The sequence below is a fragment of the Streptomyces pallidus (ex Mingjun et al. 2026) genome (assembly GCF_051550185.1).
GTDB lineage: Bacteria > Actinomycetota > Actinomycetes > Streptomycetales > Streptomycetaceae > Streptomyces.
Genome location: NZ_CP196181.1, coordinates 3,365,880 through 3,382,836, shown reverse-complemented (window position 1 = coordinate 3,382,836; position 16,957 = coordinate 3,365,880). Strand labels below are relative to the sequence as shown.

Sequence of the window (16,957 nt, the reverse complement as noted above, 5' to 3'; positions counted from 1 at the left end):
GTCATCGTGCCGATGTACAACGAGGAAGAAGCCCTCCCCGCCCTGGTGGCCCGCCTCCGGCCGGTACTGGACGCCACGGGGGCCGCGTACGAGGTGGTGGCCGTCGACGACGGCAGCACCGACCGGACCGCCGAACTCCTGGAGAAGTTCCGCACCGAATGGCCCGAGCTGCGGATCGTCCGGCTGCGCGGCAACTCCGGCCACCAGGCGGCCCTGCGCGCCGGCCTGCACCTCGCCGTCGGCGCCTACGTCGCCAGCATCGACGCCGACCTCCAGGACCCGCCGGAGAAGATCCCGGAGATGCTGGACCTGGCCCGCTCCCGGCAGCTCGACATCGTCTACGGCGTCCGCTCCGACCGCAGCACCGACACCGGCTTCAAACGCCACACCGCGGGCGCCTACTACTGGCTGATGCGCCGCCTGGTCGGCAAGCAGGTGCCCGCCCAGGCCGGCGACTTCCGGCTGCTCAGCCGCGAGGCCGTCGAAGCCCTCAAGGCACTGCCCGACCAGCACCAGGTCTACCGCCTGCTCGTGCCCTGGCTCGGCTTCCCCAGCGGCCAGGTCACCTACCGGCGCGGCGAGCGGGTCGCGGGGGAGACCAAGTACCCGCTGAGCAAGATGATCCGGCTCGCCGCCGACGGCATCACGAACTTCTCCGCCGCCCCGCTGCGGCTGGCGACCTGGCTCGGCGTGGTCAGCTTCCTCGCCTGCCTCGTGATGATCGTCGTCTCGGTCGGGGTCTTCCTGGCCGGGCAGACGGTGCCCGGCTGGACCTCCCTGTTCGTCGCCATGCTGTTCCTCGGCGGCATCCAGCTGATCTGCGTGGGCCTGCTCGGCGAGTACATCGGCCGCATCTACACCGCGGTCCAGCGCCGCCCCACGTATTTCGTCGGCTACGACTCGGCACGCGACGACACCCCGAAGGGCCGGGACCAGGACGCACCCTGACGCACACCGACCGGTTCCGGGCCGCGGCAGGGCGACCGGGCGGCGGCCGGGGCGGTCTCAGCGGCCCCGCCCGGGCCCGGAACCGGTCAGCCGACGCCCTCGCGGCCGGCCAGCGGGCCCCGAGCCCGCTCCCACCCGTTCAGGGCCGTCAGACAGGCGTGGTCGAGGTGGCGCAGCCCGCTCAGGTCCAGCCGGACCGGCTGCCCGGCCGGCAGGGCGTCCAGCGCGTCCAGCAGCTTCGGCAACCGCAGGAAGCTGGCGTTCCCCAGCACCCGCACGCACACCTCCCCGCCCTCCTCCACCACCTGCTCCACATGGACGTGCGAGGTCTCCCAGGCCGCCTTCACGATGGCGACGCCCAGTCCGACCAGCACCCCCTCGAAGAGGTTCGTGGCCACGATCGCCCCCGCCGTCGCCACGAGCACCACCGCCTCCCCCCGGTGCGTCCGCCACAGCGCGGCCACTGCCCGGCCCGGCAGCAGCTTCCAACCCGCGTGCAGCAGCACCCCCGCCAGCGCGGCCAGCGGCACCGCCGCCAGCAGCTGCGGCAGCGCCACCGCGAACAGCAGCAGCCAGGCGCCGTGCATCACCCGCGCCGCCCGAGTACGCGCCCCCGCCTCCACGTTGGCGGCGCTGCGCACGATCACCGCGGTCATCGGCAACGCCCCCAGCAGCCCGCACACGGTGTTGCCGACGCCCTGCGCGACGAGCTCCCGGTCGTAGTGCGTCCGCGGCCCGTCGTGCATCCGGTCCACGGCGGCCGCACTGAACAGCGTCTCCGCGGAGGCGATCAGCGCCAGGGCGATCACGGTCCCGCAGGCCCCCGCCGACGCCAGCACCCCGAACTCGTCCCAGCCGGGCGGCGCCACGGCCCCCGCGACCCCCTCCACCCGCACCCGCTCGACCGGCAGCCGCAACACCGCGCACACCGCCGTCGCGGCCACCACCCCGACGAGAGCGCCCGGCACGAGCCGCAGCCCCGCCGGCATCCGCCGCCAGCCCACGACCACCGCGACGGTCCCCGCCCCCAGCGCCACCGCCGTCCAGTCGGCCCGCCCGGCCAGCGCCGGCGCCGCGGCCAGCTTCTCCAGCGTCCCGCCGGGCGCCGGCACCCCGCCCACCGCGTACAGCTGCGAGGCGATCAGCACCAGCCCGATGCCCGCCAGCATCCCCTGCACGACCGCGACGGAGATCGCCCGGAACCACCGCCCGAGCCGCAGCACCCCCATCCCGACCTGCAGCATCCCGGCGACCAGCACCAGCACCCCGAGCGCGGCCGGACCGTGCGTGGTCACCGCCTCGTACACGAGCACGGTCAACCCCGCCGCAGGCCCGCTCACCTGCAGCGAGCTGCCCCGGAACCATCCGGTGACCAGCCCGCCGACCACCCCGGAGACGATCCCCCACTCGGCCGGCACCCCGGAGGCGACCGCCACCCCCAGACACAGCGGCAAGGCGACCAGTGCGACGACGACGGAAGCGCCGAAGTCCTCGCGGAACGTGCCGGCACCAGGCATACGAGACCCCCTGACGCGGTGACGGCGGCAACGGACACCTCCAGCGTGGCGGGCGCGCACCCCGCAGCCCAAGACCCCACCGGAAGCCTCCGAGGCGCACAAGCCGCACAAGCCGCGCACGCGGGGCACACGTCCCCCACGCCCCGCACGCACCCCGCAGCACGCCGCCCACGGCCGCCTCCGGCGGCGAAGATCACACGGCGCTGCGGAGGAAGGCGGACACCGCGGCCGCCAGACGGGGCATCTCCCCGCCCGCCTCGTGCACCGTCACGGCCTCGAAACGCCACCACGGGCGCGTACGAGGAAGTCGAACACCGGATCGTTCTCGAACTCCGGACAGCCGCCACCCCCGCGCCCGGCGGCAACGGACCGCACGGACGGCCCTGTTCGAGGCGCCGGCAACGAGCCCGCGGGCCCACCCGTCGAGACGGACGGGCCCGCGTCGGGGGCGCACACGGGGCCGGAGCGAGGCCGCGGCCCGGCGTGTCCGCACAGGTCGGAGACCTGGATCGGCAGGGATCAGCGGTAGTTCACGAACTGCCATGTTGATCATCTGACCTGCGTAAACGCTGGGTCGTGCATCCTGACCTGCGAAAACTGCTTTCAACAGTTGTTGCGGTTTTTCGTGCTCTTCTACGGGCGTGTGCCCTCGCTGTGCCCGCAGGCACGGCACAGATCAGTGACGGGAAGCCGCTGGACCCGACCCCTCTGCAATGAGGAGCGCGAACTCGTGATCATTCCTATCCGATGGGACGACGCAGCTTTACTTGGCGTCCATCGGAGATCAAGCCAGACATGCCAGACCGATATGACAGGATCTCGTCGTGAGCAGTGAGGTAGTCGTGAGCCAGCAGCCCCTACGAGTCGCGGGTCTCTTCGCGGGAGTCGGCGGGCTTGAGCTTGGCCTGAAGCGGGCGGGGCTCGACACAGCCATGCTCTGTGAGGTCTGGGCGCCGGCTCAGGCAGTGCTGGCCAAGCAGTTCCCCGAGGTACCGCTCGAACCTGACGTGCAGCACCTCAAGGCTCTGCCCGGCGATGTAGATGTCGTGACCGCTGGTTTTCCCTGCCAGGACCTCTCGCAGGCCGGCCGGACGGCGGGTATCGGGGGCGAACAGTCTGGTCTTGTGTCGCATGTCTTCCGCCTGCTCAAGAAGCATCACCCGCGCTGGCTCGTGCTGGAGAACGTGCGGAACATGCTCGTGCTCGACAAGGGCAAAGCGATGCTGCACCTTGTGCAGGAGCTGGAAGCGCTCGGTTACTCATGGGCGTATCGGCTGGTGGACTCCCGCTTCACCGGTGTGCCGCAGCGCCGTCAGCGTGTGCTCTTCGTCGCAAGCCTCACGGAAGACCCGCGCAATGTTCTGCTCTCTGAGGACGCCGGAGAGCCCGAGTCGCGAACCCTTCCCACCGACGCCTTCGGCTTCTACTGGACTGAGGGACTCCGTGGCCTTGGGTGGGCACAAGATGCAGTGCCGACGGTCAAGGGGGGGTCCGGTCTGAGTATCCCCTCCCCGCCTGCGATCTGGATTCCCGGCAACCCTGAGGGCCATCGGATCGTGACTCCGTCGATCACCGATGCTGAGCAGCTCCAGGGCTTCCCGAAGGAGTGGACCCTGGCTGAGGGGACCACGGAGAAGAAGGGCGACCGCTGGAAGCTGGTGGGGAATGCTGTCACCGTCGGCGTCTCCCAGTGGCTCGGGGAACAGCTCCTGAATCCGGGAAGCTATGACGAGGCCGAAGCCGTTGAGATCGCCGATCACGACCGCTGGCCGGCTGCTGCGTGGGGTCAGGGTGGTAAGCGGTGGCGCTCCACGGCGTCAATGTGGCCGCAGAACCTCCCGTACACACACATTCTCGATCTTGTTGACCGCAGTCAGCTGACCCCGCTGAGCTACCGAGCTGCCGCTGGGTTCTTCTCGCGCACACAGAAGGCCAAGCTGAAGTTCGACGAAGCGTTCCTTCTCGATATGAAGCAGCACGTGGAGCTGATGGACCCGGCAAACAGGGCGCCGATCAACGTTGGTGACGGGGGATAGGGTTCCCCCGAAAGGGGTGTGCCTTGGAAGCCGTAGACATTCTCACGAGGAGCCTGAGCAAGAAGGTGCCCATCCAGGGCGCCATGCTCCAGTACCACGGTCGCAGTGACCGACATGGCCAGCTCATCTGCTGGGGGATCTTGTTCGACCTGATGCTGAACAGTCAGGTGCTGCGCTCTCATGTCGAGGACGGGAAGGTGGTCTTCGGTATCAACCACACCTTGACCAGCTTCTCGCCCGAGAAGAAGAAGCGACTCGACCTCGTGCTATGCCGTCCCAAGGCGGGTGCGCCCGGCCCTAAGAAGCCGCGCACGCTCCAGTCGATGGCGACCATGGAGAAGTACGGGATCGAGCTCTCTTCAGAGCAGCAGACGATGCTGGACGACCTCCCTGTCATAAAGGAAGGGCCCGTCGGCAGTGTCCTGGTTGCTCTAGAAGCCAAGGCGTGCATGACAGAGCACATCAAGGCTCTCCCCCGTCTGTACGACGAGCTGAACTCAAGCCACCAGATCGTCCATGGGCACTCAAGCCAAGCTCTCTCGATCGGCTTCTTCATGGTCAACGCCGCTGAAGAGTTCTACAGCCCGACCAACCTGAACAAGCCTGGGCCGAACAAGCACAAGCAACCTCACGCCATGGAACGAGCAGTGGCACAGGTCGCCGGACTTCCCCGACGTAGCCACCACACCTCTCAGGGCTTCGATGGTCTGGGCATCGTCGCCGTCGATATGAACAACGACGGCACGAGCCCCTGCACGCTGGTCAGCACGTCCCCGGCGCCTGCACCTGACGACGTGCTGCACTACGACTCGATGATCCAGCGCATGGCGCACGAGTACGACTCGCGCTTCTCGATGATCTGATCCAGGTAGGGCGGGCACGGCGGACGACCTCCGTGCCCGCCACAAGCACGGCAGATTCCGTACGTGCCGAGCCGCGTCCGTGTGAGGTACCTGAGAATGCCCAGCACACGGCCGACAGGTGGTTCTAGGGTGGGCGGCGGTTCGGCAGGGACAGCGCTCCCGGTCAGATGCGGCAGGCCCGGGAGGGCACATTGGGTTATCTGCGGCTGCTCCGGCAGCGGGCCGTACTGGTGCTGTGGCTCGCACAGAGCCTCTCGGTCCTCGGGGACCGCCTTTATGCCCTCGCGGTCATGTGGGTCGTCTACGCCGCGACCGGATCGGCCTCGCTCATGGGCCTCGTCGCGGTGGCCGAGTCGCTGCCGTACATCGCCCTCGGCACCGTGGGCCGGCGGATCGTCTCCCGCTTTTCCTCGTACCGGGCACTCGCATGGGTCGACGGGGCGCGGGCAGCGGTCGCGGTCGCGCTGCCGTTCCTGTGGTCGCCCGACGCGCGGGGCATCGCTCTGCTGCTCGCCGGTGTGCTGCTCCTCGGCACGCTCGGGGCGCTCTTCGATCCCAACCTCGGCGCCCTGGTGCCCGATCTCGTCGAGCCCGAGCGGGTGCAGCAGATCACAGGTCTCCTCGACCTCACGGGCCGCATCGCCCGTATCGCCGGTCCGGCCAGTATCGGCCTGCTGCTGCTCTTCGTCTCCGAGGTGCAGCTCTTCGCCTTGAACGGCGCAACGTTCGCGGTGTCCGCCGTGGCGCTGCGCTGGCTGGCTCGCCGCTACGCGACCTCGGCAGGCGAAGCTGCCGAGCGCCCTGGGGGTAGGGCGCGGTCGTCAGTCCCGGCGGGGCCGGTGCTGCGTGAGCACCCGCGGGTCGGACTGGCGATCGGCCTGCACGGGGTAGCCCTGTTCTGCTCGGCCGTGACTGCCATCGGCATGCCGGCCCTGCTCGCCACCCGGTACGGGGCGGGCGCCGCGGTGTACGGACTCGTCACGGCGGCCGTGGGCGTCGGGGCGCTGCTCGGCAACCCTCTCGCGAGCAACCGTCGCTCGGGCGGCTGGCTGACCGTCTACTGCGGTGCATGGGCTCTACAGGGCGCGGCGACCGCCTGCATGGGCCTGGTCCTCAACCTGCCCGCGCTGCTGCTGCTCGCCCTGCTGACGGGCATCGCCACCCCGGCTACTAGCGTGACTCTGCGCGCGCGCCTCGGCGCATTCGCCCCAGCGGAACGGCTGCGCCTGATGTCCCTCGATCAGACGGTAATCCGGGCCGGCGGCACCGCCGGAATGCTGCTCCTGCCACTCCTCGTTGACGCGTCTCCTCGTGGAGCGTTTGTCGCCGGTGGACTTGCTGTGGCGGGAGCAGCCGGTACTGCTGCCCTGGCCTCTGTCTGGAGGCCGCAACAGGAGCAGGTACGAGTTGTGAAATCTGCCGATCCCCACCACCAGGCCTCTCCCTCGAAGTGAGGCCCATGCCGGGGCTAGCATCCTCCGGAAACGGTGGGGGTGTGGCTATGGTGCACGAGATCATCCGGGGGAAGACCCGGCAGCGGGTGCAGAGCAGTATCCGAAGCGACGAACGACAGCTCGGCGTCAGCGATTTTGAGATCTTCGCTACGTTGGTCGGCCCTGAAGAGATGCACTTCTCTGGCGGGGTTGTCGCTGTGTCCGAACTCCGCGTACTCATAGCGCAAGATAACGGCACATACACGTCAATAATCCATGCGGACATCAGACGGGTGCACACACAGCCTCGGTTCGTCCGCCCTTCCGTCCTGACACTCGATGCGGGTGCCCTCGGCGTCGTCAGCCTGGTTGGCAAGCGCGCTGTTTGCTCGCTGGCGCCGATGGTCCAAGAACGGCTAGGCAGGCCCATCAGCGATCAGCCTCTAGCCCGTCTGCTGCCCAGCATCGCCAAGGGTCCACTCCGTTGCAGCGAGTGCAACGTGAATCAGCAGGATGACTGGGACCCTACGCCCGCGTACTGCCACCGCTGTCTCTGTCGTTTCGAGTGGACTGCGGAGAGGGTGAAACGGACTACCGAGTACCGCGAATGGGCGGCGAGCGGAGATCCAGCTCCGCCCTCTTCCCTTTGGGGCTGGATCAAGACGGAAGATGGGCGCTACCGGGGACGGTAGACATGCCGCAGCCGGGGCCGGCGGATGCCGACCCCGGCCCGTTATCTGGGCAGCCTGGTCACTGCTTCCACTCGGCCGCGTTGAGCGCGAGCCAGTGCTCGACGGTCACGTTCTCGAACGGGACGCCGATCTCCTGGTAGATGCGGGTGTGCATGGCGCCGAACCAGGCGCCCCGACGGTCGTCGAAGAACGCGCGGTCGTACCAGGCGACGCCCAGCAGGACCGTCCCGCCGCCGTTCTCGTTGTCCGGGTCGGCCTCGAAGTACGTGCACTCCCAGTCCCAGAGCATCTGCTCGTCGGGGCGGGAGCGCAGCCGCTCGTCGCTGGCACGCAGGTGCTCGATGCACCGCTCGACGGTCGCGGCGTCGGGGCAGTAGTACCGGCAGTCGCTGAACGCCACGACGCTCTTGCTGCCGCGCCGGGCGGGGTCGACGTCCTCGCCGGTGAGCACCCGGACACGGGTGATCGGCGGAGCGCTGGTTTCGAGGATGGTCACGGTGGTTCTCCTCTCGTTGCCGATGGTGCGTTGCAGGTGGTGCGTGATCACCAGCTCGACCCGGTCAACGGGTACAGGCTGGGGCTGTGGGGGCCGCTCGACCGGATGGCACCGGGAGCGACGTAGCGGATGTTCAGGCCGATCCGGGCGCCGGCGGTCGTGTTGCTGTCCGAGCGGTGCAGGAGCCGGACGTCCATCAGGCATGCCTGCCCGGCGTCGAGCGGCAGCCATAGGCCGTGGTCGTGCGGCCCGTTGGGCATGCCCTGCACTCCGAGGGCTCTACCTCGGCGGGCGCTGCTCGCCTCGCGGTCGTTGCCGAGGTAGCCGCTGGCGTGTGAGCCGGGGATGACCTGCAAGCAGCCGTTGGCGGTAGTCGCGTCGGTAATGGCGAGCCAGGCCGCGACCGAGCGGGCGGGGTCGAGCTGCATCCGTCGGTTGGTGCCGTCCTGGTGCCAGGGCACGCGGAACTCACGGCCGGGCCACTTGATCATCAGAAAGGTGTTCTCGACGGCGACCGCCTCGCCGATCGTCTCCTGCACGGCGGCGAGCAGTCCGGGGGCGCGTACCGCGTGCGCGGCCCACTCGGAGCGCAGGTGCGCGTCGAGCACGACCTCGGTCCGCTCGGCCCGGTGCTCGGCGATGACCTCGGCCGCTCGGGCGCGGGCTCGGCTGTTGGTGTTCCACTCCAGCCCAGTCCGGTATCCGTCCTCGCCGAGCGGGCTCGGTCCCGTGTAGCTGATGGTGAGGGGCGCGCTCATCAGGCTTCGCCCTTCGGCCGGCAGCGGGTGCACTGGCAGGGAGGGAAGGCGAGGGAGTTCATGGGCGGGCTGTCCCGGACCCCGGGCCCGACGACCACCTCGGCACGCTCGTGGACGACCTCTCCCGTCTGGCCGTTGACGTCGTACACGCGAATGGTCATGGGCATGCGCACTCCCGCTGCTCAGGGGCGTTGTGGTTCGGTGTGTCACCAGTGCACCGCTTGAGAGGGCGTCATGGGCGAGCGGGCACCGGACGTTTGGGCGGACGTTTCCACGCCCGAGTCCGGGGCCAGATCACTACGGTGGGTGCACGACCCGTAGCTGCGAGGGGGAAGCGCATGACGGAACAGGAGTCGGGCGGGCTGGCACGGTTACGGCGGGCTGCCGGCCACACGCAGGAGACGTTCGTCAAGGCGTTCCGACAGGAGTCCGCCCGCCTCGGCGTCGCCGCCGCGGTGAGCGTCCGCCAACTGCGACGGTGGGAGAGCGAGACACCCCCGCCCCTGCCGCACCCGGGCCAGCAAGCCGTACTTGAAGCCATGTTCGGCATGCCCCTCGCCGAGATGGGGTTCGACGTCCCCGGTCATCGCGTGACGGTTGCGGCACCGATCAGCGACGCTGGAGAGGTGAAGAGGAGAACGTTCGTCGCAGACGCGGGCGCCCTCGCTGCCGCTGCTCTGCTGCCCGCCGCGCCGGGCCCACGCATCGGCACGGCGGATCTCGGGCGGCTGAGGGAGCGCCTCGACGGGCTCTACCAGACAGACCACACCGCGGGCAGCGTGCCGGCGAGCACGCAGGCCGAGCGCATCGAGGCGGAGATCACGCGAGCCCTGAGCGGCGCCTCGTACACCGCCGGTGTGGGCCGTGAGCTACAGACGATGCTCGCCGAGCTGCACGGACACCGGGCCTGGTACGGCTACGACGGCGGACGTATCGCGGAGGGCCGCGCCGCCTGCATGGAAGCCCTCGCCGCGGCGCAGCTCGTCGACAACCCGCTGCTACAGGTCTCCGTGCTGGAGACGCTCGTACTCCTCGCGGTTAAGGCCGGCCGGTCCTGGGAGGCTGCGAGTGCCGTCGAGAACGCCTACCGCCTCGCAACCCAAGCAGGGGCGGGTGCGACGGTGCACCTCGTGATCGCGCTGCGCGATGCCAACGTCGCCACGCACGCCGGGGACCTGTCGGGCGCACGCCGTGCCCTGTCCCGTGCCGTCAGCTACCAGGGGCGCGCGGATGCCGACGCGGACGTGCCTAACTGGGCCAAGTTCGTGGGTCCGTTCGAGGTCGACTACGCCACAGCAGACATGTACGTACGAGCAGATCAGCCCAAGCGCGCCGTGCCGTTCCTCCGGGCGGCCGTGCGCGGCATTGGCGGTGGGCTCGCCCGGAACAGCGCCTCGTACCGCGTCAAGCTCGCCGGTGTACTCCTCGCCGCGGGGGAGGTCGACGAGGCGTGCGCCGAGGTGGGCGGCGTGCTGGATACCTGGGGAGGCATCGCGTCTCCCCGGCTGCTGGGCAAGGTGCACGATTTCCAGCGGGCGGCCGGGGTAGTCGACAGCCCAACCGCTCGCGAATGCGTGGCACGTATCCGCGAAACCGTGTGAGAGGTCCGCCGGATGAGTCAGTCAGCACAGGCCAGCGTCGAGCAGCTCGACGGGCCGGCCGCCGCCAGGGCCGAGGAAGGGTTCCGCCTGGTCTACGCCGAGGCGTTCGCCGAGCCGCCCTACGACGAGACCGAGACCGACGTCGCAGCCGCGTTCCGGCGCTTCCGGTCCCAGACCCGCAAGGCCACTTTCCGCGGCGCCTTGGCGAGCACCTCGGACGGCGAGGCCGTCGGCATGGCGTACGGCTACCCCCTCGGGCCGCAGACGGGCTGGTGGGACCAACTGACCGTGCCCGTGCCCGACGAGATGCGGCGCGAGGACGGTCGGCGGACGTTCGGCCTGATGGAACTCGCCGTGCGTGCCGCATGGCGCAGGCAGGGCATCGCCCGCCGCCTGCACGATGCCGTCCTCGACGGCACCGAGGCCGAGCGGGTCCTGCTCAACGTCCACCCGGACAGCAAGGCGGCCGTGTCCGCGTACCGGGCATGGGGATACCGCAAGATCGGCGACGCGCGCCCATGGGCGGGCGCGGACCTGCACGACGTGATGCTGCTCGACCTTCACTGAGCTGCCCCTGCGCGCGTACGGCGCAGCGACCGGTCGCGGGAGTCTTCCACCAAGCGCGCCACCTGTGCGCGCGAGCGAGGGGGGAACCGGGTGCGCGCCGACGTTCGAAGGCTGTTGTCAGTGCCCTGCGGTATTCGCGCGCGCCCGCGCACAAGGCGCGACCGGTCGCGGTACGGACAAGGTCCCACGACCCCAGGGGGACGCAGGGGACGCGGGGGACGATCTTCGCGCCCTCCCCTCCCCTTCCCTCTTCCTTCTCTGAGTGAGACAGAGGGGAGAGGGGTTGGAATCGTCCCCCTCGTCCCCCGATTGGTCCGCGGTGCCGTTCCTGCTCGGGTGGGAGGGGCACGACTCGCGACCGAGGAGGCGTACCCGTCGTCCCCCCATGCGTCCCCCGCACGTGGAAGCGCCCCGGGCGGCGGTTGCCGTTCCGGGGCGCGCGTCGGGGGCGGGGTCATGAGACGGGATCGCGGGTGACGGCGTAGACCTTGCCGTTCTTGTTGCTGCCCGACGTGCGCGCCACGGAGATGCCGCGGGCGCGGAGTGCCGGGGCCACCTGTCGGATGCGGGCGCTCAGCACGGCCGGGGTCTTGGGCCAGCCATCGGCAATGCCTCGGCCGTCGCTGCTGAGCTGCCGGTGCAGCTCGCCCATGGTCCCCTGCCATCCGCCGGGCGGGAAGGCAGGAGAGGCTGTCCAGTCGCGCAGCGCGCCGGCAACCGGATGACCGTCGAGGACGGCATCGTTCAAGGCGTCCTGCGCACCGTTGAACGCATCGAGGCTGCGCCAGCCTGTGACCCTGTCGAGTGCGTGCAACAGCTCGGCGAAATCGGCGAGCCGAGGCCGTTCGGTGAGGGCGGCGGCAGCATGGGGGAGGTCGACCCAGACCTCGGCGGCGAGGTCGAGCAGGGCGCCGAGGATGCGGGGGTGCGCCTGCTCGTACGCGGCCCACAGGGCGCCCGCGGTGCGGCGCTGGTCTCGGCGGATCGGCTGGAGTTCGAGCGGCATCATGCGCTCGGCAAGGTCGTTGCGGAGCGCTCCGAGGTCGATGCCGGTCAGCAGTACGGGCCGCTGGTAGGTGAGCACGTTCACGTCGTCGTCGGTATAGAGAGCGCGGGTCACCTGCGCGTCGCCGGTGACGATGCGGCACAGGGCATCTGACAGCCAGCCGGGCAGTCCCGACAGGTTGTCGAGAGCGAGTACCCATCCGGCCGCGGTGGTCGGGCCAAGGTCGCGCAAGTTCTCGGGCGCCTGCCGCAGGGGCGCGCGGGCGCCCTCGATGATCCCGGTGAGCATCTGGCCCGAGGTGCTCTTGCCGGTGCCCTGCTCGCCGGTCAGGTACGCGATGGGGCGGGGCATCCCGGGGCGCAGCGCGGCCAGGAGCCACCCGATCGCGAGCGGCAGCGTCTCAGGGGTGAAGGGCAGCAGGGCGGAGAGTTCGCCGATGCCCTCGCGCCAGCCACCGGCGGGGCGGTCGGGGCGGGGCAGCGGCCGAACCAGTTTGGTGCGGCGCCAGACCGGACCCGCCTCGGGGTCCGGGCACGTCAAGGTCCACCCATCGGGGGCGATACGGACCGACTCCCCGTCGGGGCGGCCGAGGTCGAGCCAGGACACCGCCGTGTCCTCGGGGTCCGCAGCGACGCGCAGGTGCAGCTCGGTCTCGGGCACGCGCATGGCGAGGGCGTCGAGCGTGGCGACGGCATCCGCGAGTGCGGTCTGCGAGGGGGTGCGGTCGTACTCGGTGACGTAGATGCGGGTGAGGTGCTGCCGCAGGCTGCCGGTTCCGGTGTGCGCTGCTGCGCGCAACGGCACGGCGATGGCCGGACCGTCGTACGGGACTGCGTACGGGGCGCCGTTGTGGTGCAGGTACCGGAACCGGTTCTGCCCGAGGACGCGCAGCACCTCGGCCTGCGGGGGCTGCTTCTCCTGCTTCGCGCTGCGCGGCTGCTCCCCGCCCTGCTCCGCCCGAGGAAAGGGGACAACGGAGCGGGCGGCGGCGATCGGGTCAAAGGCCGAAGTGCTCATGCGGCGGCCCCGGTATGCGTGCGCGGGTTCCGCTCGCCTGCGGTGAGGCCGGAGCGAATCGCAGCCTCGGCCTCACGGTCGGACAGCCCACCGTGCCGAGCCGCGTCGAGCAGTACGTCGACGAGTTGCCCGCGGTCGAGTCGGCCGGCCGCGCAGAGGGTGCCGAGGTTGAAGGAGGCGCGGTTGAGCGTGGCGTTCCGAGTGCCGGGCTGCGCCTCGGCGACAGTCCGCAGCTCTGCCTCGACGGCAGCCGCGGCGTACCCGCTGCCCATGGGGCGGGAGCGCCAAGGCAGCACGGTACGGGGCCTCTCGGGGCGTACGCGGTGCCCGGTGCGGTCGAGGTCGCGCGCCAGCCAGACGGGCAGCTCGGCGACCGCGCGGCAGTCACCGAGCGCGGTGTACGTGCCTGCGCGGGTGACCGTGCCAGGGGCCACGGCGTACGAGGCGCCGGCGCGCACGTCGAGCTGCCAGCCCAGTGCGCCGGCGAGCGGGCGCCATGTCGTACCGGCCGGGGCACTGAACCAGTAGTGCAGCCCGCCGGAAGGGGTGAGCACGGTCAGTGTCTGCGGACCGCAGCCGGGCAGCGTCGCACGTCGCGCCTCGACGAGCAGTGCGAGGGTGTCGCGGCCGTCGGCGATGCTGCCGGGGGCGACATCCTCGGGCAGGTCGACGCCCGGGAGCAGCTCGGACTGCTCCTCGGGAGGCTGTCCGCCGTGGCAGTCCACATCGAGGATCACCAGGCCGGACGGCCCCGCAGCTACGCCGACGCCAGCGGACGGCATCCGGGCCCACCATGCGGCGATGCGCTCGGCGTCGGTGGTCGCGGCGAGCACGCCGTGACAGGGGCGGCCGGCGGCGATGCACTCGCAGCCGTGCCCATCGTGCGGGACGTGGTGAGGGTTGGGACGCTCCTTGGTCCCGGCTGCACAGCGGTCGCAGCCGCGCACGGGCAGCTTGGCACCCGGGGCAAGCGGGTGCACCGCGTAGCCCTGAGAGGCAAGCCACAGGGCGACGCGGAGCGGGTCAGGGGTCGGGGTCGTCAAACCGTCACCGCCCCAGGAGTGCGGCGAGGGTGGCCACGACAGCAGCGAGCCCGTCCGGGTCGGTGCCGTGCACCTGATACCCCGCGCTACGAGCCAGTACGGCGGCGAGCGTCCGGGCGGTGTACTCGTCGATGTCGCGCGCACCTCCGATGAAGAGGCGCGCACGGAACCCGTCGGGTGTCGGGGTCAGTCCGCCCAACTCCCTGGTGGCGTCAGGAAGCACCGCCCACCCGTGCGAAACGGGCAGGCGGTAGCTCATCGTCGGCAGGGCAGTGGAGTGGTGGGGGTGCATAGTCTGCACGGCGGGACGTCCTTCCAAGCGGCCCGGGTGGTGAGATACCCGGTGCTGCTGGCGATCACTGGCGAAGTGGGGCAGGGCGTTCGGGCCGTCGGCGTTCCAGCGCCGGCGGCCCTCGTACGTGTGGGGGGCGTTCCGGGCGCGCATCAAGCAGCGTCGACGGTCTGCGCGTCGAGCCACTTCTCGACGTCCTCCCAGCGGGCGCGCAGGTGGCGACCGACCTTGATCATGCGGGGGCCGCCGCCTCGGTGGCTCCACTGGTAGACCGTGGCGAGCGGCACGCCGCAGAAGTCGGCGAGCTCGCGGGCGGTGGCCAGCCTGCGCCTGGCAGGCTGCCGGTCCTCGATCGGGTGTGCTTTGGGCACGGGTCACTCTCCTTCGAGATGGAGCGTACGGAATTCGTTCTCTCGAAAGTTAGCGACCTCTCGCGCCGCTGTCCAGCGAAAGGTATTGTTACGCTCCATGAAGTCGAACGATGGCAAGGAACGAGAGCCCGCAGGGGTGCCCTCGGCGGATGCGCCGACGGACGAAGAGCGGTGGGCGCTGGCGCTGGAGCAGGCGCCTACCTTCGGGGAAGCCCTTGGGGCGCGGATGCGGCAGGTGCGCGAGGGGAACGGGCGGACTGCGGAAGACGTCGCCAAGAGTGCACGGCACTACGGCCTGTCGTGGCACCGTCCGACGGTGGGGCAGATTGAGCAGGGTCAGCGCTCACTCTCCGCCGTCGAATTGATCATGCTCCCCGCGATCTACAGCGTCCCGCTGAACGAGTTGCTGCCGGACGAGACGGTCTGGCTCACTTCCGAACTCGGTGTGTATGGGCGGGAGGTGCGGAGGGTGCTCGGCGGGGACTACCACCCGCCTTACCGTGCGCTGTTCGCCCCTGGTGGTTGGTACCTCAAGGGTTCAAGTGATCAGGACCCCACGGAGACGGCTGTCCGCGTTGCGAAGGCTGCGGCTGAGCTCTGGCGCCGCAACTCTTGGCCGGCACACGCTGCGGCGCAGCACACGCAGGAGACGCCGGACGAGGCCGAGGCCAAGGCAGCTAAGCGGCTTGGCACGACTGCGCACTACGTCGCGTACGCCGCGCGTGACACCTGGGGGCGCGGGCTCGCCGCGGAGCGTGAGGCGCGACTGCGGGAGCGGGGTGAACTGCCGGAAGGCAAGAGGGCTCTCCAGTCCGCGCGTGGCCACATCACGCGGGCGCTCGTGGCCGAGCTGGAGCCGGTCGTGAAGGTGTACGAGGCCGAGCGGGAGCGGGAGGGGCGCGAGGAAGCGGAGAATTTCGACCCCTCAGAAATCGCCCTTACGCCCGAAGAGAGAAAGAAGCGAAGGGAAGCGAATGGCTGAGGTCTACGACCGCTGGCACAAGTCCCGGCCGGGCAAGGACGACAAGCAGTGCACAGAGCACACCAGTAAGACCCGCAAGCTCGCGCCCAGCGGCGAGCACGGCAAGGGCAAGCGGTGGCAGGTCCGTTGGCGCGACGGGAGCGGGAAGCAGCGCAAGGAGAACTTCGACAAGCGGAGCATGGCGGACACCCGTGCGGCCACAGTCGAGGCCGACCTCGCTCGGGGGCTCTATGTGGACCCCGCCGCCGGCAAGGAGAGCTTCCGGGCGGTCGCCGAGCGGTGGCGCACCTCAGCAGCACACCGCCCCACCACCGCATCACGGGTCGAGCGGGCGCTACGGAATCACATCTATCCGACGTTCGGCGATCGGCCCGTCGCCGGCATTCGCCCGTCTGAGGTGCAGGCGTGGCTCAAGGACCGATCGCAGGCCCTCGCCCCGTCCACGCTCCGGGTGACGTATGCCTACCTGGTCAGCGTCCTGCACGCCGCGGTCGCCGACGGCATCCTCGCGAGGAACCCCTGCGAGCGGGTGCGGCTGCCCCCGAAGCGGCGTACCGAGATCGTGCCGCTGCCCGCTGACGTCGTCCGCGCGCTCATAGACGCGGCGCCGTCCTGGTATCGCTCGCTCATGCTGCTCGCCGCGGCGTCCGGGCTGCGCCAAGGCGAGGCGTTCGGGCTGGAGGTGGAGCACGTCGACTTCCTGCGCCGCGAGGTCCATGTGCGACAGCAAGCGATCACCCCTGAGACGGGTGAGCCGTACCTCGGCGAGCCCAAGACGCACGAGAGCTACCGGACGGTGCCGCTCGCCAAGGCGGCGGTGGACGCGCTCGCCGCTCACCTTGAGCGCTATCCGGCGGTTGAGACGGAGATCGAGGACCGTACGGACCCGCGTAAGCCGCGCACGAGAAAGGCCCGGTTGCTCTTCCTCAACGAGCATCGTGCGCCCATCCGCCGCGACGGCTGGGCGCACATATGGGCGCGCATGATCACCAACGCGAACAGGCAGCTCGCCGCAACCTACGAGCGAGCACACGCCGCATGGGTGAGGAGGGGCCGCCCGGACGGAAAGCAGCCCAAGCTGCTCCGCGTGCCAGCCGGGACGACCATGCACGACCTGCGCCACTTCTACGCCTCGCTGCTGATCAAGCACCGAGAGAACGTCAAAACGGTGCAGAAGCGGCTCGGCCACGCAAAGCCGTCGATCACGCTCGACACGTACACGCACCTGTGGCCGGACGACGAGGACACAACGCGGGCAGCCGTCGAGGCGGTCCTCGGCGATGTGCCCCCGTTGTGCCCTGCCAAGCTCGCCTAGAAGCGTTTTTGCAGGTCAGA

Annotated in this window: 16 protein-coding genes; 8 read left to right on the top strand and 8 right to left on the bottom strand. The window is 70.2% G+C overall.

Going from position 1 to position 16,957, the window contains the following annotated elements; translation table 11 throughout:
- Window positions 1-12 precede the first annotated feature (12 nt).
- Window positions 13-948, top strand: coding sequence for a glycosyltransferase family 2 protein (locus ACSHWO_RS14625; RefSeq protein ID WP_385833527.1), 936 nt, complete (start codon window positions 13-15; stop codon window positions 946-948).
- A gap of 86 nt (window positions 949-1,034) precedes the next feature.
- Here the strand turns inward: ACSHWO_RS14625 and ACSHWO_RS14620 are convergent, their stop codons facing one another.
- Complete coding sequence (locus ACSHWO_RS14620; RefSeq protein WP_438312289.1) at window positions 1,035-2,465, bottom strand: SulP family inorganic anion transporter; 1,431 nt, start codon at window positions 2,463-2,465, stop codon at window positions 1,035-1,037.
- An 842-nt stretch (window positions 2,466-3,307) separates the two neighbouring features.
- On the opposite strand from ACSHWO_RS14620, the gene ACSHWO_RS14615 reads away from it, so the two are divergent.
- The 3 genes from ACSHWO_RS14615 (at window position 3,308) to ACSHWO_RS14605 (ending at window position 6,818) form a co-directional block, all read left to right on the top strand.
- Window positions 3,308-4,501: a DNA cytosine methyltransferase gene (locus tag ACSHWO_RS14615; RefSeq protein ID WP_367433536.1), complete on the top strand. Its 1,194-nt coding sequence runs from the start codon at window positions 3,308-3,310 to the stop codon at window positions 4,499-4,501.
- A 23-nt stretch (window positions 4,502-4,524) separates the two neighbouring features.
- Window positions 4,525-5,364, top strand: coding sequence for a hypothetical protein (locus tag ACSHWO_RS14610; protein WP_367433538.1), 840 nt, complete (start codon window positions 4,525-4,527; stop codon window positions 5,362-5,364).
- Between the two features lie 191 nt (window positions 5,365-5,555).
- Complete coding sequence (locus tag ACSHWO_RS14605) at window positions 5,556-6,818, top strand: MFS transporter (RefSeq protein WP_438312284.1); 1,263 nt, start codon at window positions 5,556-5,558, stop codon at window positions 6,816-6,818.
- Window positions 6,819-7,547: 729 nt separating this feature from the next.
- Here ACSHWO_RS14605 and ACSHWO_RS14600 read toward each other — a convergent pair.
- Genes ACSHWO_RS14600 through ACSHWO_RS14590 form a run of 3 tightly spaced genes read right to left on the bottom strand, consistent with a single transcriptional unit; the run spans window position 7,548 to window position 8,910 of the window.
- Window positions 7,548-7,985, bottom strand: a complete 438-nt coding sequence (locus ACSHWO_RS14600; protein ID WP_438312282.1) for a hypothetical protein — start codon at window positions 7,983-7,985, stop codon at window positions 7,548-7,550.
- 47 nt (window positions 7,986-8,032) lie between these two features.
- Window positions 8,033-8,743, bottom strand: coding sequence for a phytanoyl-CoA dioxygenase family protein (locus tag ACSHWO_RS14595; protein ID WP_384654529.1), 711 nt, complete (start codon window positions 8,741-8,743; stop codon window positions 8,033-8,035).
- Window positions 8,743-8,910 carry a hypothetical protein gene (locus ACSHWO_RS14590; protein ID WP_438312279.1) on the bottom strand — a complete coding sequence of 56 codons (168 nt, stop codon included), beginning with the start codon at window positions 8,908-8,910 and terminating at the stop codon, window positions 8,743-8,745. The genes ACSHWO_RS14595 and ACSHWO_RS14590 overlap by 1 nt, the downstream gene beginning before the upstream one ends.
- 171 nt (window positions 8,911-9,081) lie before the next feature.
- Between ACSHWO_RS14590 and ACSHWO_RS14585 the strand changes: the two genes are divergently transcribed.
- Window positions 9,082-10,344: a hypothetical protein gene (locus ACSHWO_RS14585; RefSeq protein WP_438312277.1), complete on the top strand. Its 1,263-nt coding sequence runs from the start codon at window positions 9,082-9,084 to the stop codon at window positions 10,342-10,344.
- Between the two features lie 12 nt (window positions 10,345-10,356).
- On the top strand, window positions 10,357-10,911 hold the full coding sequence (locus ACSHWO_RS14580) for a GNAT family N-acetyltransferase (protein WP_438312274.1): 555 nt from the start codon (window positions 10,357-10,359) through the stop codon (window positions 10,909-10,911).
- 454 nt (window positions 10,912-11,365) lie between these two features.
- On the opposite strand, the gene ACSHWO_RS14575 is transcribed toward ACSHWO_RS14580, so the two are convergent.
- From ACSHWO_RS14575 to ACSHWO_RS14560, 4 genes are all read right to left on the bottom strand, one after another.
- A complete protein-coding gene (locus tag ACSHWO_RS14575; RefSeq protein WP_438312272.1) occupies window positions 11,366-12,934 on the bottom strand; it encodes a hypothetical protein in 1,569 nt (522 codons plus the stop codon).
- Window positions 12,931-13,977, bottom strand: coding sequence for a bifunctional DNA primase/polymerase (locus ACSHWO_RS14570; RefSeq protein ID WP_438312269.1), 1,047 nt, complete (start codon window positions 13,975-13,977; stop codon window positions 12,931-12,933). Before ACSHWO_RS14570 ends, ACSHWO_RS14575 begins: the two co-directional genes overlap by 4 nt.
- 4 nt (window positions 13,978-13,981) lie before the next feature.
- Window positions 13,982-14,278, bottom strand: a complete 297-nt coding sequence (locus ACSHWO_RS14565) for a hypothetical protein (protein ID WP_438312266.1) — start codon at window positions 14,276-14,278, stop codon at window positions 13,982-13,984.
- A 143-nt stretch (window positions 14,279-14,421) separates the two neighbouring features.
- Window positions 14,422-14,640: a helix-turn-helix transcriptional regulator gene (locus tag ACSHWO_RS14560; protein ID WP_385286121.1), complete on the bottom strand. Its 219-nt coding sequence runs from the start codon at window positions 14,638-14,640 to the stop codon at window positions 14,422-14,424.
- A 97-nt stretch (window positions 14,641-14,737) separates the two neighbouring features.
- Between ACSHWO_RS14560 and ACSHWO_RS14555 the strand changes: the two genes are divergently transcribed.
- On the top strand, window positions 14,738-15,622 hold the full coding sequence (locus ACSHWO_RS14555) for a helix-turn-helix domain-containing protein (RefSeq protein WP_438312263.1): 885 nt from the start codon (window positions 14,738-14,740) through the stop codon (window positions 15,620-15,622).
- Entirely contained in the window at window positions 15,615-16,937 is a 1,323-nt protein-coding gene (locus ACSHWO_RS14550; protein ID WP_438312260.1) for a tyrosine-type recombinase/integrase, read from the top strand. The genes ACSHWO_RS14555 and ACSHWO_RS14550 overlap by 8 nt, the downstream gene beginning before the upstream one ends.
- Window positions 16,938-16,957: the final 20 nt, after the last annotated feature.